This window comes from Salipiger pallidus, from assembly GCF_014643635.1.
Classification (GTDB): Bacteria; Pseudomonadota; Alphaproteobacteria; order Rhodobacterales; family Rhodobacteraceae; genus Salipiger; species Salipiger pallidus.
In genome coordinates, this window is sequence record NZ_BMJV01000005.1 from 69,544 (window position 1) to 84,426 (window position 14,883).

The 14,883-nt window shown below is 65.4% G+C and carries 12 protein-coding genes and 2 pseudogenes; 7 read left to right on the top strand and 7 right to left on the bottom strand.

From position 1 onward, the window contains the following. Positions 1 to 538 precede the first annotated feature (538 nt). Both IEX41_RS12410 and IEX41_RS12415 read left to right on the top strand, forming a co-directional pair. Positions 539 to 1,966: an NCS1 family nucleobase:cation symporter-1 gene (locus IEX41_RS12410; RefSeq protein WP_188790579.1), complete on the top strand. Its 1,428-nt coding sequence runs from the start codon at positions 539 to 541 to the stop codon at positions 1,964 to 1,966. 104 nt (positions 1,967 to 2,070) lie between these two features. Then, complete coding sequence (locus tag IEX41_RS12415) at positions 2,071 to 3,057, top strand: DNA topoisomerase IB (RefSeq protein WP_188790580.1); 987 nt, start codon at positions 2,071 to 2,073, stop codon at positions 3,055 to 3,057. Between the two features lie 485 nt (positions 3,058 to 3,542). Here IEX41_RS12415 and IEX41_RS12420 read toward each other — a convergent pair whose 3' ends face one another. Together IEX41_RS12420 and IEX41_RS12425 are read right to left on the bottom strand one after the other, a co-directional pair. Next, positions 3,543 to 5,399, bottom strand: coding sequence for a cation:proton antiporter (locus tag IEX41_RS12420; RefSeq protein ID WP_188790581.1), 1,857 nt, complete (start codon positions 5,397 to 5,399; stop codon positions 3,543 to 3,545). 574 nt (positions 5,400 to 5,973) lie between these two features. Beyond that, positions 5,974 to 7,158 carry a deoxyguanosinetriphosphate triphosphohydrolase gene (locus IEX41_RS12425; protein ID WP_188790582.1) on the bottom strand — a complete coding sequence of 395 codons (1,185 nt, stop codon included), beginning with the start codon at positions 7,156 to 7,158 and terminating at the stop codon, positions 5,974 to 5,976. A gap of 140 nt (positions 7,159 to 7,298) precedes the next feature. Here IEX41_RS12425 and IEX41_RS12430 point away from each other — a divergent pair, with 140 nt between their 5' ends. Then, the gene (locus tag IEX41_RS12430; protein WP_188790583.1) at positions 7,299 to 7,622 is read left to right on the top strand and encodes a HesB/IscA family protein; all 324 of its coding nucleotides are present in this window, start codon (positions 7,299 to 7,301) and stop codon (positions 7,620 to 7,622) included. Between the two features lie 216 nt (positions 7,623 to 7,838). Here the strand turns inward: IEX41_RS12430 and IEX41_RS12435 are convergent, their stop codons facing one another. The 4 genes and pseudogenes from IEX41_RS12435 to IEX41_RS12450 all read right to left on the bottom strand — a co-directional run bounded on the left by IEX41_RS12435 (position 7,839) and on the right by IEX41_RS12450 (position 11,569). Next, the gene (locus tag IEX41_RS12435; protein ID WP_188790584.1) at positions 7,839 to 8,807 is read right to left on the bottom strand and encodes an ABC transporter substrate-binding protein; all 969 of its coding nucleotides are present in this window, start codon (positions 8,805 to 8,807) and stop codon (positions 7,839 to 7,841) included. Positions 8,808 to 8,817: 10 nt separating this feature from the next. Next, a complete protein-coding gene (locus IEX41_RS12440; RefSeq protein ID WP_188790585.1) occupies positions 8,818 to 9,615 on the bottom strand; it encodes an ABC transporter ATP-binding protein in 798 nt (265 codons plus the stop codon). Further along, the gene (locus IEX41_RS12445; protein WP_188790586.1) at positions 9,615 to 10,433 is read right to left on the bottom strand and encodes an ABC transporter permease; all 819 of its coding nucleotides are present in this window, start codon (positions 10,431 to 10,433) and stop codon (positions 9,615 to 9,617) included. Before IEX41_RS12445 ends, IEX41_RS12440 begins: the two co-directional genes overlap by 1 nt. After that, positions 10,430 to 11,569 (bottom strand): annotated as a pseudogene (locus tag IEX41_RS12450) (aryl-sulfate sulfotransferase). Before IEX41_RS12450 ends, IEX41_RS12445 begins: the two are co-directional and overlap by 4 nt. Positions 11,570 to 11,739: 170 nt before the next feature. On the opposite strand from IEX41_RS12450, the pseudogene IEX41_RS21880 reads away from it, so the two are divergent. Continuing rightward, positions 11,740 to 11,901: pseudogene (locus IEX41_RS21880) on the top strand (LacI family DNA-binding transcriptional regulator); the annotation flags it as partial. Positions 11,902 to 12,015: 114 nt separating this feature from the next. Next, positions 12,016 to 12,771 (top strand): substrate-binding domain-containing protein, encoded by a 756-nt coding sequence (locus IEX41_RS12455; protein WP_373285636.1) that lies wholly within the window; start codon positions 12,016 to 12,018, stop codon positions 12,769 to 12,771. 37 nt (positions 12,772 to 12,808) lie between these two features. Here IEX41_RS12455 and IEX41_RS12460 read toward each other — a convergent pair whose 3' ends face one another. Next, positions 12,809 to 13,219: a SufE family protein gene (locus tag IEX41_RS12460; protein ID WP_188790588.1), complete on the bottom strand. Its 411-nt coding sequence runs from the start codon at positions 13,217 to 13,219 to the stop codon at positions 12,809 to 12,811. A gap of 130 nt (positions 13,220 to 13,349) precedes the next feature. Between IEX41_RS12460 and IEX41_RS12465 the strand changes: the two genes are divergently transcribed. Then, complete coding sequence (locus IEX41_RS12465; RefSeq protein ID WP_188790589.1) at positions 13,350 to 13,865, top strand: hypothetical protein; 516 nt, start codon at positions 13,350 to 13,352, stop codon at positions 13,863 to 13,865. A gap of 513 nt (positions 13,866 to 14,378) precedes the next feature. Then, positions 14,379 to 14,834: a c-type cytochrome gene (locus IEX41_RS12470; protein ID WP_188790590.1), complete on the top strand. Its 456-nt coding sequence runs from the start codon at positions 14,379 to 14,381 to the stop codon at positions 14,832 to 14,834. The last annotated feature ends 49 nt before the right edge of the window (positions 14,835 to 14,883 follow it).

Sequence of the window (14,883 nt, forward strand, 5' to 3'; positions counted from 1 at the left end):
TGAGGTAAACAGCAAGCGGCACGGGAAGACGTATCGCCTTCGCCCGGGTGCCTGATCTGCTGCGCGCGCTTCATCGCGTTTCTTCTCCGACGCGGGTTAGGGTCCCTTCCGGGTCGCCCTCCAGCGCCTGTTTACGGCCCGAAGCCAAGGGTATCCCTGTGGCGGACCGGGCGGTCTTCGGGTGGCCTTTCGGCCCGATCGGTCTGTTCCGGGTCCCTTATGTGCGGGGACGTCGCCGAAACAGCGAAACTCTCATGGCCTGCGTTACGCATGGCCTGACTGTCAGCATAGAGGGAAGGCTGTGGAAAACACAATATCCAATGTGACACCGCCGCAAAGAACCCAAACCACAGAACCTGCATGTTTCTTGGGCGTTAACGGAAATGAAACGTTTCGCCTGCCCACCCGCTCGGCATAGTCTGGGCCGACGTGGTGGCCGGGATGGCCGCGGACGTGTGAAGCGGCTTAACTCAGCCGTAGGTTGAGACGCAACGGCCATTCAAAGGCCACCTGAAAGACGACAAGCAGGAGAGACCCCATGTCCACACATCCCGAGGCGGACGGCAACACCCTAGCCCCCGTGGCCCCGGCCGAGAAAAGCTGGGGCTGGTTCGCCATTTTCAACATCTGGGCCAACGACATCCAGTCGCTCTTCGGCTATTCGCTGGTGGCGTCCCTGTTCATCTCCTTCGGGGTATCGGGCTGGACGGCCTTCGCCGCGCTGATCACCGCCGCCATCATGGTAATGCTGCTGGTAAACCTGTCCGGCAGACCGGGCGAGCGCTACGGCATCCCCTACCCGGTCCTCGCCCGCGCCAGCCTTGGCCTGCTGGGCGCACGGCTGCCGGCTATCCTGCGCGCCATCGTGGCGGTGTTCTGGTACGGGGTGCAGGTTTATTTCGCCTCCACCGCCCTGGCGCTGCTGATCCGCTCGCTCACCGGGATCGAGGGCGGCTTGTCCATCATGGGGATGACGGCCATCGACTGGAGCTCATTCATCGTTGTGTGGGTGTTCCATATCCTGATCTTCTGGCGCGGCATGGCCTGGGTCGAAACCTTCCTCAACATCGCCGGCCCCTTCGTCTACGCGGTCATGATCGGCCTCGTGATCGTGCTTTGGAACAAGTCCGACGGGCAGCTGCTGGCCGAGGCGCAGACCATCTTCGCCAGTCCCGAGGCAACGTTCTGGACCGAAGCCTCGGGCTTCGTCGCCATCGTCGGCACCATGGTGGCATACTTCGCCGCCGTGATGATTAACTTCTCTGACTTCTCGCGCTATGCCAAGGACGAGCGGGCCATGGTGATCGGCAACCTTGCCGGCTTGCCTTTCAACATGATCCTGTTTTCGGCCCTCGCGCTGCTGACCACCGCAGGTGCCGCCGTGGTCTATGGCGAGGCGATCATCAACCCGACCGAGATCGTGGAGCGTACCGATAGCGTGCTGCTGGGCATCATCGCGGCGATCACCTTCTTTGCCGCGACCGTGGGCATCAACCTCGTGGCCAACTTCATCCCTGCGGTCAACGGCATCGCCAACCTCGCGCCTTCGAAGATCTCGTTCCGCACTGCGGGGATGATCACCTCGGGCTTTGCGCTGGTGATCGGGGGCTTCTGGACCAGCTTCATCAGCAACTTCGGCATCGCGGGCTTCGTGAACACGCTGGGCGCGACGCTGGCCCCCATCTACGGCATCATGATTGTGGACTACTACCTGCACCGCAAGGGCCTGCTGGAGCGGGACGAGCTTTATGCAGAGCGGTCGGGCCGGTACTTCTATGGCAACGGCTGGAACGATCCGGCGTTGATCGCATTCGGCATCGCGGCAGTGTTCTCGGTGGCCACCGTGTGGGTGCCTGCTCTGCAGGCACTTTCGGGATATGCGTGGATGATGGGCGCGGCGCTTGGCGCGGGCATCTATCACAAGCTCGCCGCGAACCGGCTGAAGGAAGATGCCACGTCCGACTGACGCTGTCCGCTTAGAGCCGCCATTTGCTCGCGGCCGAATGTCCCCTGCCGCGCCCGCCTCACGCGGGCGCGGAACCGCCCCTGCCCAAGCGGCGTTTGCCGTCCATGAGCATGGCACCGGATCTTGTATATTACCCCGATGATCGCCCCGGCATCACCCGGCGGCGCTGCGGGCGTGGCTTCAGCTACACCGCCCCCGACGGCACGCGCATCGACAACCGCAAGGAACGCCGCCGGATCGAGGCTTTGGCCGTGCCACCTGCCTACGAGAAGGTGTGGATCTGCCCCCGGATCAACGGCCACCTGCAGGCCACCGGCCGTGACGACCGCATGCGCAAGCAATACCGCTATCATCCCGACTGGACCGAATTCCGCGCGCAGCGCAAATACGCCCAGCTTGCCGCCTTCGGAGAAGCCTTGCCCGGCCTGCGCCGCCGCATCCTGTCGGACCTGCGCAGCGGCAACGAGGGCGACCGCAGCTTTGCCCTTGCCGCCGTTCTGGCATTGCTCGACCGGGCCGGGATCCGGGTTGGCAACACCGCCTACTCCAAGGAAAATGGCAGCTATGGTGCCACAACCCTGCGCGCCACTCATATGTCCCTCGACGGCGGCAGCCTGACGCTCCGCTTCCCGGCAAAGGGTGGCACGAAGGTGGACACCACCCTCAGGGACCGCACGCTCGAACGGGTGATGGGGCGGCTCGACGACCTGCCCGGGCGCGAGCTGATCTCGTGGCTGGACGAGGACGGCACGCCCCATGCGGTCAGCTCCGAGGAGGTCAACGCCTTCATCGCCGAGCGCAGCGGCACGACAGGCGTCACCGCCAAGACCTTTCGCACCTGGAACGGCTCTGCCGCCGCGCTGGAGCGCGCGCTGCGGGACGAGTCTCCGACGATCAAGGCCCTGTCCGAGGCCGCCTCGGAGCGGCTGCACAACACGCCTGCCATCGCGCGTAAGTCTTACATCCATCCGCAGGTGATCGACCTTGCGGGCAGCGAGCCTGCCTTACGCGATGACATCGCCCGAAGCGCCCCCGAGGTCACCGGCCTGCGCCGGGCCGAAGCGCAACTTCTGTACCTGCTGAAGCGCTGAAATCTGCCGTTTGCGGGAAAAGGACATCTTGCTGGAAAAGGACATCCCGGCGCGGGCTGGCATCATCTCCTTGAAAATTTTCCTTAAGCGGTCTGCAATCCTGGCGGACCCGCTTTGAAAGGGACGCGACAGCATAAGGCCGACGTCCACCGTTATGGCCCTTGATGTGATCGCAGCGCCTCGCAAAACGCCGCCCGCACCACTCATGAAAGAAAGATCGCCGCAGCGGGATTCTGCGTGCAAGCCCGCTGCCACGTTCCGCAGACGTCGTCCGGTTCTGCGATAGACACACGACATGGTCTGCAGACGGCAGCGAGCAATGTCAGTAGGCCTGCGCACCGTGTGAACGTCTCTCTGCGGTTAACCGAAGCGGAGGCACCTGCGGGAAAGCTGGAGAAACCTGCGCAAGCGGCAGGCATGTGCCCCCGCCGGAACGCGCAAGGGGCGCCACCGGGCGCCCCCTTTTCCTCGTTCGGTGGGCCTGCTCAGGGGGCCTTCATCGTGTCGTTGCCATTCTCGTCACGCCGATCCTCCTTGCGCTCCTGCCGCTTGGGGCCGAGGAACAAGAGCCGCGTGCCGTCGGTTTCCTTCACCTTGTCGTCAGGGCCAAGAAGCCGCAGCGTGCCGTTGGGGCCAAGGTCGGCGACGGGGACGCCTTCGGGGTTCCGCTCCCGCCATTGCGCGATGGGAAATTCGCTCGACAGTTTGGTGACGCGGAATTCCCAGCCCTCGGCCAGCCGTGCGATGGCCTCGAAATAGGTCTCGTCCGCGCCTATGCGCTGGCCCCCGAGGGTCGAAGGCAACGCGTGACGTGCCGATTGCTGGCGCATCCGCTTGAGCTGGAACACGTGCTCCCTCCCGAACTCCGGGGCGAGGTCCGTGGCCACGAGGGTGTTGTAGGCGTCATTGTCGGTGGCTGCGATGACCTTGTCATAGCTGACGAAATCCAGCTTATGTTCCGCAGCCTCCGACAGGATGTCACCCCAGAACGTCTCTAGCCCCGCCTCGCGCGCATGGCGCAGGTGGGCGTGGTTCGGGTCCGCCACCATAACCGGCAGGTCGAGCTTGCGCAGCGCCAACCCCAGCGCCGCCGACCACCGCGAGCCGCCCACGATGAGCACGCCGGGCGTCTCCGTCGCCTTGAGGCCAAGCGCCCGTGCCATGGGGGTGAGCGTGAAGCCGTGCAGCACCACCGTCGCCGCCACCAGTGCAAAGGCCAAAACTGACACCCGCTGTCCGTCGGCAATGCCAAGCGCGGTGAGCCGTTCACCGAACAGCCCCGCCACGGCCACCAACACCACCCCGCGCGGCCCGGTGAAGGCCACGAGGAGGCGTTCCCGCCACGGGATGTTGGAGAACGCCAGCGCCAAGAGCACCGGCACCGGGCGCGCCACGAAAATCACCGCCAGCACGAAAACCACCGCCCGCCAGTCGAGGCCCGCAAGGGTCTCGCGGCTCATGTTGGCGGCGAGCAAGATGAACACGCCAGACACCAGCAGGATGGTCGCGTGTTCCTTGAAGCGGCGAAGTTCGGCGTAGCTGGGAAGGTCGGCGTTGGCGATCCAGATGCCCATTACCGTGACCGCCAGCAGGCCGCTTTCATGCAGCAGCGAATCCGACAGCGCGAAGACCGCCAGCAGGATCACGAACAGCACCGGCACCTTCATGTATTCCGGCACCAGCGCGTTGCGGAAGGCCCGCGCCAGCCCCCAGCCGCCTGCCACCCCAAGCGCGATGGAGGCAAGGATGCCCACCACCATGTCGGTGATCGCCTCGCCCATGGTGGCGGCGTTGTGGACCACGACGACCAACTCGAAGGCCAGCACCGCGGCCAGCGCGCCGAAGGGATCGTTGACGATGGCCTCCCATTGCAGCAGCGCCGCGGGGCGCTTCTTGAGCCGCGCCTGCCGCAGCAGCGGCGCGATCACCGTGGGGCCGGTGACGATCATGATGCCGCCGAAGACGATCGAGGTCTCCCAGCTGAGGTCCGCTGCCCAATGCAGCGCCAGCGACGAGGCGATCCAGCCCAGCGGCCCGCCCACCAGCACCAGCCGACGCACGCCCGTGGCCGCATCTGACAGGCTTTGCCGGTTGAGCGACATGCCGCCCTCGAACAGGATGATGGCCACGGCGATGGCGACCATGGGCTGCATCAGCGCGCCGAAATCGCGGCCCGGATCAAGCAGGCCGATCCCCGGCCCCACCAACAGGCCCGCCGCCAGCATGAGCACGATGGCTGGCATGCGCAGCCGCCATGCCAGCCATTGCGAGCCCACGCCAAGCAGGCCAACCAGCGCAAACCCAAGCACCGGGGCGATCCCCGCCGTTTCAGAAACTGCCATCTTCGTCCTTTCGACCTGTTGCACTGCCCTCCCGTCCCGGCACCAGACCGCACGGAGTGATGGACCTCACGGGGCGGGCCAGCGACATGAGATCACCAGATGTGCCGCCAAGGGCCTCTGTCCAGTGTTCGTGATGCGCGGGTTGATCCGTTTGCCACCATTGCCTGCGCCCGGATGTCACGGACCGGTTCTGCAATAGCGGCATAGGATTGAGAAAGTGCTCCCGGACGCGCCACCCGATCCTGCCATTGCGACCACACTGACCGCGCGGGAAACAGCCCCCTCGATGATCATGGCGGCGACCCCGTGCCCATTTCGGCAAGGACCTCTGCCCTTCAGCACCCTTCTCTTCCGTTCACAAGGAGCGGCCTCATTTCGGCGGTGACGTCTATAAATGACGCTCGGCGGCCTGCTTGCGCAGGCGGACGGCCTCGCTTCGCGGTGACGACTGACGTCCAGCAGACAGTCGACCTGTCACTTAGCTGCGGTGCAGCGGTTGGCGGCGGCAAAGGAGCGCATGCCTTTTCAGAAGCATGCCCCCGGGTGCGACAGGGCGAGCTCCGGTCACGATGGCTCAGGGCACGTCGTGCAGCACATCCACACCCATCAGGCGCTCATGTGCCTGAAGCGCGAAGCGATCGGTCATGCCGGCAATGTAATCGGCCACCAGCCGGGCCAGCTCGGCCTCGGAGCGGACCTCTTCGATTTCGCGCCGCCAGCGCTGCGGCAGATGCGAGGGGTCCTGCATGTAGATCGGGAACAGATCGCGCACCACCTGCGTCACCCGCGTGCGGATCTCGACGACGGAAGGCGCGCGGTACATGCGGGTGAACAGGAACTGGCGGATCTCGCGGATCTGCTGCCACATCTCGTCCGAGAAACAGATCACCGGCTGGCCCATGTGCCGGATGTCCGCCGCGCTTTGTGGCTTCAGCGTGGCAAGCCGCTCCGCAGAGGTGTCGATCACGTCAGACACCATGAAGCCGAACACCCGCCGCAGCGCCTCGTGCCGCCGCCGATAGGGATCGAGACCCGGGTAAAGCCGGTCGACCTCATCATAAGCGGGACGGATGAGGGCCATCTCGCAGATTTCGTCCTCGGTGAAGAGACCGGCCCTGAGCCCGTCCTGCAGATCGTGATTGTTGTAGGCCACGTCATCCGAAAGCGCTGCCACCTGCGCCTCGCCGCTGGCATGGGTGTGCAGTTCGAGATCATGGACGTCGTTATAGGCCGCAAGGGTCACCGGCAGCGCCTCGCCGTCCTTCAGGGGCAGCAACGGTCCGTTGTGCTTCGCGATGCCCTCGAGCGTGTCCCACGTCAGGTTCAGACCGTCGAAATCCGCATAATGCCGCTCCAGCGAGGTGACGATGTGCAGCGCCTGCGCATTGTGGTCGAAACCGCCGTAGGGGGCCATCAGCTCGTGCAGCGCATCCTCTCCGGTGTGGCCAAAGGGCGTGTGGCCCAGGTCGTGGGCGAGCGCCACCGCCTCGGTCAGGTCGGTGTTCAGGCCAAGGGCGTTGGCCATGGTCCGCGCCACCTGTGCCACCTCGATCGAATGGGTCAGACGGGTGCGGTAGAAATCACCCTCATGCTCAACGAAGACCTGCGTCTTGTGCTTGAGCCGCCGGAAGGCCGAGGAATGGATGATCCGATCGCGGTCTCGCTGAAAGCACGAGCGGAAGGCGCTTTCTTCTTCGGGGAAACGCCGCCCGCGCGAGTCTGCCGGATCGCATGCGTAAGGTTCGATCTTCTTCGCCATGGCCTCGGCCTCTTTTGCTGTCCCTGCCGGACGCGGGCCGACCCGCATATCGCGAAGTCTGCATTGCGCACGGTTGCCGGTTGTGTCGCGGATCCCTATATTACGAGTGCTGCACAAGTTAAACCGCTGCGAGTCCTGCCATGAATCTTCCTCCCAAAGTCACCGACCGTGCCTTCGCCCGCCTTGAAGAGATCGGCGCCGGCGCACAGGGCAAGGCCCTGCGCGTGGCCGTCGAGGGTGGCGGCTGTTCGGGCTTCCAGTATGACATCAAGCTCGACGCTGCTGCCGAGGACGACCTCATCCTGACCCACGGGCAGGAAAAGGTGGTCATCGACGAGGTATCCCTGCCCTTCCTGGCCAATGCCGTCATCGACTTCTCCGAAGAGCTGATCGGCGCGCGCTTCACCATCGAGAACCCGAACGCCAGCAGCTCCTGCGGCTGCGGCACCAGCTTCTCGATGTAAGGGCTGACCCGGTACGGGCGCACCGCGATACATCATCTGATGCCCGGTGATCTTCTCTGACACGCGACATCACCCGGCGCGTTCAGCTATATGAAAACGGCTCGCTTCACGCGGGCCGTTTTTACTTGTGGTCGTCCATCGCAGGTGCCCTGTCTTGTCGGCCTCTGAAGGCCTGTTCAAGGCCTCCAAGACGTTCGCAATAGCGGCACGGGCCCCTCAGGGCAGGCTTACCGCTTCCGGCGCGGCCCGGCGCAGCGCCTCGGGTGCGAAATGCTCCAGCATCGCATCGCTGCCTTTCGCTTCGCCCCGCACCACGCCCTGCTCGAGGATCCAGTCGCCTTCGGCGGCCAGGAGGTCGGCAAGCCCCGCATCGAGCTGCAGCCCGATGTCGAGATCCTGCCACAGGCGGCCCAGCTGATCGATGCTGACCGCGCCCTGCATCGACTGCGCCACCGCCTCCATCGCCGCCTCGGGGTCGGCGCGCACATCGGCATCAGCTCGGGCCAGCGCCTTCATGAAGGCGTCAAGATCCACGCCGCGCTCGGTCGTCATCTCGGGGCTGGCAGCAAGGATGAAATGCGCCTCGTAGCCGGGGGCGCGCAGTTCGGCATAATCATCCCCAATCGCCTCGCGGGCGGCGGCGTAAAAACTGGGGAACGGCGCGATGGCGTCCACGTCGCCCCGGGCCAGTGCCGGAACAAGATCCGTGGGAGCAGCGCCGATCACCTGTGCCTCGACGCCGGCCTCGCGAAGGATGCCGTCCAGAAAATAGTTCACATTGGTGCCAATGGTCGTGCCGATGCGCAGATCCTGCAGATCCTGCGGCCCTTCCACCGTCGCAGCGGCGCGGCTCACGATGATTCGGCTTCCCGTAAAGCGGGCAAGATCGCCGATCACCGCGAAGTCCTGCCCGCGCAGCGCGCCCACGGCGGCAGGGAACTCGGCCATGAAGGTCACGTCCACCTGTCGGCCAAGCATCGCCTCGAACCCCTCGCGGCCAGTGCGGAAGGCCACCAGATCGAGCTCGACGCCGGCATCCTCGAAATAGCCGTTCTGCAGGGCAACATCGACCTGCGGCGTCTGCGGATTGGGGGTCCAGGCAAAGGTGATCGGCTCGGCCAAGGCGCTACCCGCCGCAGCGATGGCACCGAGGGTGACGATGGTGAGGCGGCAGTGGTAAGGCATCAGGGCTCCTTCAAGACAGATGCTCCGGGCGGAAGGTGCCCGGGGGCCTCAGGAGGCCTAGGATATCTTCACGCAGCATTAACAGATCACGACCGGCACGGGAAAGCTTGCACGGTCTGGGCTGCGTCAGCTGGTAATGCATTACCAGCTGGCCCGGCGCATGGCTCATCACCCTGACGTGATCTGCCAGCAGAATCGCCTCGTCCACGTCATGGGTGACGAAAAGCACCGTCGCCCGCCGCTTGCGCCACAGGGCCAGCAAAAGCTCCTGCATGTCCACCCGCGTCTGCGCATCGAGCGCGCCGAACGGTTCATCCATGAGCAGCACCCGCGGGCCGGTGGCGAAGGTGCGCGCAATGGCAACGCGCTGGCGCTGCCCGCCGGACAGTTGCTGCGGGTAGCGGTGGGCAAGTTCCGCAAGCCCCACCTCTGCCAGGGCCGCCTCGGCGCGCTCGACCTCGGCACGGCGGCCAAGACGGAACTGCTTGAGCCCGAAGCGCACGTTGCCCAGCACCGTCAGCCACGGAAACAGGGCATATTGCTGAAAGACCACACCGACCTCAGGCGGGGGCCCGTGCACCTGTGCCCCGTCGATCCAAACGCGGCCCTGCGCCGGGGGCGTGAACCCGGCGATGGCGTTGACAAGCGTGGATTTGCCGCAGCCTGACGGACCGATCAATGCCGTGAAGCTGCCGGGCTGCAGGTCGAGGTCGATATTGCGCAGGGCGATGTCGGCGCCATGTGCGCGGTCACGACTGCGGCCGTGACGGATGGTCAGGCCCTCGATCTTCACATGTGCGCCGCGCATCAGGCCTGTTCCCAGTGGACCAGCTTTGCCCCGAGCCTCTGGACGACGAAATCCGCCGCCGCGCCAAGCGCCCCGAGGATGATAAGCAGCGCGAACATCCGGTCGGTGCGGATGTATTGCCGCGCCTCCTGCAGTCGGAACCCGAGGCCCGAAGACGCCCCCGACAGCTCGGCGGCTACGAGGCTCAGGAACGACAGCGCCACACCCAGCCGGACGCCGGCAAGGATATGCGGCGCCACCGAGGGCAACATCACCGAAACGAATTCGCGCCGGGGTGTGGCGCCAAGGCTGCGGGCCGCACGCAGGTAGGTTTCCGGAAGATACTGCATGCCATGATGGGTATTGAACCATACCGCGAGAAAGACCGTGTAGCTGACCACGAAATACTTGGACCCTTCACCGATGCCGAACCAGACGATGGCAAGCGGCACGAGAGCGATGGCCGGGATCGGCCGCAGTAGGCTCAGAACCGGGCCCAGCATCACCCGCGCAATGGCAACGCGCCCGGTCAGCAGGCCCACCCCAATACCCAGCGTCGACCCAATGGCGAACCCGATCCCCGCCCGTCCCAGAGAAGCCCCGAGGTCGGTCAGAAGGCTGCCGTTGTACCAAAGCTCAAGCGCCGCGCCCCACACGTCCCATGGCGCGGGGAGGATCGTGTCGGGCACCTCGGACCACGCGCCGAGCAACGCCCAGACGGACAGAACGAGCCCGAAGGACAGCACGATCGCCGCACCCGGAAGGCCCGCGATCCGCAACGAGACGCTGCGGGCGGTGTGGGTCGCAAAGGGGGAATTGGGTTTCGGGCTCTGCGTCACATCCAGGGAATCCGGCTCACATGGTATCTGTGAGCACGGAAGCACGAGTTGTGGCGACCTGCAATGAAGTGATTGAGCGGAGTTGGATATTCCGCGAAATCGGGGATCACGTATTCCCAGACCACGTCGCCGCCGGGCGTGATTTCAAACAAACGACCGAAGGTGCTTTCGCAAATCAGCGTATTGCCGTTCCAAAGCCTCTGGACCCCGCCCATGTATGGCGAAAAGAAACACGGCGCATTGGCGTCGCAATAGCTCCAGCTGATTTCCATGGTTTTGGGATCGAATTCCACCACACGACTGAAGGGATTTGACGACCCACGCCGCAGGTTGCCGTTGTCGAAACACAAGATCCGTCCGCCTGATACTTCGGTCGGGGCATGCTGCTAGGCCAGCAGGTCCGCCCCGGTGGACCAGGCAATCTGGCCCGTCGCCCGTGACACGGCAATGACGCCCGAGGTCGTGCGCATGCTCATGAGCACCAGCCCGCCCGAGGTCACCGACAGCCCGTTGATCATCGGCCAGTGGCGACGGTCAAAGATCGCCTGCACCGGCAGGTCGGCGGGGTCGATATGGTCCCAGATCCGCCACTCCCACACCGTGCGGCCATGCCGGTCAACCTCGCGCACGATGTCCGACTGGATCACCCCGTCCGGATCATCGCGCGAGGCGTCGCCCCCCGTCACCCGCGCTGCCAGCGCCTTCGGAAGCGGCGCCGCCACCGTGTAGAGCAGGTGCCCGTTGGGGAGCCAAATGGCATCGTGATGGTGCAGGATATCCTCATGACGCCAGACGATATCCCCTGTGGGAGTTACCTCGTAGAAATCCCCGCCGTGCCAAAGGTCCCAAGCCGGATAGAGCGCCGCCGACCAGACATGGCTGCCGTTGTAGCCAAGGTTGCCGTTCTCCAGCAGTACCGCATCGCGGCCAGGGCGCACGGGCATCGTCCAGCGATGCACCGTGCCCCCCGTGATGTCGATCAGGTCCACCACCCCGCCCCCGGTCTGCCGCGCGTAAAGCGTGACACCGCCAGCGGTCCGCTGCCGGTCCAGCGCGGTCACCCCGAGGCGCCGCCGCGCAAGGGTGACCGTGGCATCGGCCCTTTGGGCACTTCGAAATTCTAGGGACTCCGGCATCGGCAGCACCGCCTGTCTATAAGCAAACCAAATAATTTGACGCGAATGGCGTCCGAGAAACACTTCTGCATGTTATAACGATTTAGCGAATTGGACGATTGGTTTTTCTTGCATGCGGGCGAAAACGGGCGCATTCGGTAAGTTAAGTCGAGGAAAGAAGATAGGTATTCATGTCAAGTTCGTCGGATTTGTCGCGCCGCCGAGTGACGGTCAAGGACGTTGCCCGCGTCGCCGGAGTGTCCGCCGGAACCGTCTCGAACGCGATCAGCGGCAAGCGCCGCGTCGATGCCGAGACCCGGGAACGGATCGATCGCGCCATCGCCGAGCTGGGCTATGTGCCCAATCTCGCCGCGCGCGGCATGCGCACCGGACGCGCCAACACCATCGCGATCTTCTCGTCGATGCCCACCGCCGTGGCTGCGGGCAAGGCAAAGCTCGGCTTCCTGATGGAGATTGCCGCCGCCGCCGCCGTGACCGCACTGGAGCGCAACGTGGCGCTGGTGCTGGTGCCGCCCATCAAGGATCCGAGCACCGCCCTGTCCACCATCCCCTTCGATGGCGCCGTACTGGTGGAACCGGCGGCAGACGATCCCTATCTCGACATGCTGCGCAACAGGGGCCTTCCGTCGGTCGTGATCGGTCCGCCGCCGGACGAGAAAGACCCGTGGGTCCGCGTCGACAACCACCAGATCGCCGAGCTTCTTGTCGATCACATGATCGAGGTCGGCGCGACCAACTTCCCGCTTCTGGTGGGGCGCAGCATGCGGCGATCCAACGTGATCTTCCGCGAAACCTACGTGGCGCGCTGCAGCGCCGCTGGCCTGCCGGTGCGCATCATCGAGATCGACGAGACCGATGCCGAGAACGCCGCAGAAGCGGCCATCCTGCGCGAGATTGACGAGGGCAACGGGCTTGACGGCGTGGTGGCTTCGATCGACGCCACCGCCTCCGGTGCCATGAGCGCCCTGCGCGCCCGTGGGTTGAGCGTACCAGATGACGTCAAGGTGGTGACCCGCTACGACGGCTTCCGTGCCCGCAGCGAGAACCCGTCGCTGACCGCGCTCAACCTGCGCCTTGACGAGATCGCCCAGATTGCGGCCAATTCGTTGCTCGACGTGCTCGAGGGCAAGGAGCTGTCAGGACCCATCGACGCGCCGCCTCCCCTCCTGGTGGTGCGCGGCTCGACGGTCAAAGGCATGTGATATGACAGGGCATCCCGCATGGGGTGCCCGTCTGCCGTCAGGCCGCCGCGGCGGCTGTTTCGCGGATGCGCTGGACCATGGCCGTGAGCCCATTCGAGCGCTGCGCCGACAGGTGATCGTTGAGCCCCAGCCGCCCCAGTTCCGACCGTGCATCAAGGGGCGCGACCTCTGCCACCGGCAGCCCGTCATAAAGCTTGTGCAGCACCGCGATCAGCCCGCGCACGATCATCGCGTCACTGTCGCCGCGAAAATGGAAGGTGCCGTCCGAAATCTCGGGATGCAGCCAGACCTGGCTGGCGCAGCCTTCCACCTTGGTGGCGGGCACCATGAGCGCTTCGGGCAGCGGCTCCATCGCCTTGCCCATTTCGATCACCATGCGGTAGCGGTCTTCCCAGTCCTCGAGGAACTCGAAATCCTCGACCACCTCTTCAAATGCCGCCTGTGCCATGCAATGCCTCCTGAGTTTCGCCCCAGAGGTAGGCAGGCCGGGCGCAAAGGTCCAGCCCGGAACGCGGTGCTTTTCAAGCCTGCGACAATAGGATAACCCCTAGGCCAAGACAGGCAGGGGGCAGTGGCTCATGATGAAATCTCTTACCATGCTGGTCCTTGCGGGCAGCGTCGTCGCCGGGTGCGCCACGGTTCGCGAGTCCCGCGTCAACCCCATGAACTGGTTCGGGCGCAGCGCTCCGGTCCCTGCCAGCGTTGAGCAAGGCTCTGCCGGGCCGGTCAACACCCTGATTCCCGCCCGTCGACAGTCCATCGTCTGGGGCCGCGAAGAGGTCTACGGTGGTCAGCCGATCGAGACGATCGACGAGCTTCTGATCGAACGCCGTCCGGGCGGTGCCATCATCCGTGCCACCGGCATCGCCGACCGCGCCGGCCCCTTCGACGTGCGCCTTGTCGAGGACGAGGCCGCGAGCACCGGCGGCATCAAGGCCTACCGCATGCTCGCCCTGCAATCCGCCGGTCCGCGCAGCACCGGCCCGCGCGCTCGCATGGTGACCGTCGCCGACTGGCTGACCGACCAGGAGCTTTTCGGCGTGTCTCAGATCCGCGTGTCAGGGCGCGCCAACGCGCTAGCCGCGAGCCGCTGACAGGTCTGCCGATGGCTGCGGCGATCATGCGGGCGGTGGACTGGGCGTTAGCCCCGGTTCGCGCCTTGATGACATTCCCGCGGACGCCTTCTTTCATGCGCTGCGCCCCGACGGCAATCGCGGTTCTGCTCTGGGTCTTCCTCGTGGTCCTGTCGCCGATGGCACCCGCTAGCGCCGCGACACATGATCATGGCGCGCACGTTTGTCTTGACTGCGATGACGCAGATGCGCCTACGGGCCTCGCCTGCCAGTCAATGGCCGGCTGCCTGGCCGCGGTCCTGCCCCAATTCTTCACGGCACCGGCGGCGCTTAGCGCACGCCAGCACCATCCCCGCACAGGCCCGCAGACTGGCAGGCCGACCCGTTTTGCGCCGGATGTTCCTCCTCCGAGACGCGGTCTGTCCACCGCAGCCTGACCAGCGCGAAAGGCGTCTGGGCCAGATGCGCCACTTCCTGCCCGCAGGACAGACCGAAGACACGCGGCCAGACTGCCGCGTTCCAGAGGATACCCCCATGAAGACATACATCATCGGCGGCGCGGCCATCGCCCTTGTCGCCATCGCAGCCGTCGCCCTCATCCGGCCTGGATCGAGCCAGACCGCACCAGCCACGAACGAAGCCGCAGCACAGGCGGCCCCCGCAGAAGGCGACCCGATGGTCGAGGTGAGCCTTCCAGCCGAGCTTTCCGACCGTGCCAGCCTTGGCAAGCAGGCCTTCGATGCGGTCTGCGCCGACTGCCACGGCGAAAACGCCGCCGGGCGCATGGGCTTTGGCCCGCCGCTCGTGCACCGCATCTACGAGCCGTCGCACCACGGCGATGCAGCGTTCCAGATGGCCGCGGCCAATGGCGTGCGCGCCCACCACTGGCGGTTCGGCAACATGCCCCCGCAGCCGCAGGTCACCCCCGGCGACGTGCGGGCGATCATCGACTACGTCCGCACCCTGCAGCGCGCCAACGGCATCGAGTGACACCATGAAAAAGGGCTGCCTCCAGCAGGCGGCCCCGTCATTCGGGCAG

Bases quoted from the DNA above. Each gene is read 5' to 3' on its own strand.
- IEX41_RS12420 (WP_188790581.1), bottom strand. From the start codon at position 5,399: ATGGCAGTTTCTGAAACGGCGGGGATCGCCCCGGTGCTTGGGTTTGCG.
- IEX41_RS12440 (WP_188790585.1), bottom strand. From the start codon at position 9,615: ATGCGCGGCGCACATGTGAAGATCGAGGGCCTGACCATCCGTCACGGC.
- IEX41_RS12415 (WP_188790580.1), top strand. From the start codon at position 2,071: ATGAGCATGGCACCGGATCTTGTATATTACCCCGATGATCGCCCCGGC.
- IEX41_RS12460 (WP_188790588.1), bottom strand. From the start codon at position 13,219: ATGGCACAGGCGGCATTTGAAGAGGTGGTCGAGGATTTCGAGTTCCTC.
- IEX41_RS12425 (WP_188790582.1), bottom strand. From the start codon at position 7,158: ATGGCGAAGAAGATCGAACCTTACGCATGCGATCCGGCAGACTCGCGC.
- IEX41_RS12430 (WP_188790583.1), top strand. From the start codon at position 7,299: ATGAATCTTCCTCCCAAAGTCACCGACCGTGCCTTCGCCCGCCTTGAA.
- IEX41_RS12470 (WP_188790590.1), top strand. From the start codon at position 14,379: ATGAAGACATACATCATCGGCGGCGCGGCCATCGCCCTTGTCGCCATC.
- IEX41_RS12465 (WP_188790589.1), top strand. From the start codon at position 13,350: ATGATGAAATCTCTTACCATGCTGGTCCTTGCGGGCAGCGTCGTCGCC.
- IEX41_RS12410 (WP_188790579.1), top strand. From the start codon at position 539: ATGTCCACACATCCCGAGGCGGACGGCAACACCCTAGCCCCCGTGGCC.
- IEX41_RS12435 (WP_188790584.1), bottom strand. From the start codon at position 8,807: ATGCCTTACCACTGCCGCCTCACCATCGTCACCCTCGGTGCCATCGCT.
- IEX41_RS12455 (WP_373285636.1), top strand. From the start codon at position 12,016: ATGGAGATTGCCGCCGCCGCCGCCGTGACCGCACTGGAGCGCAACGTG.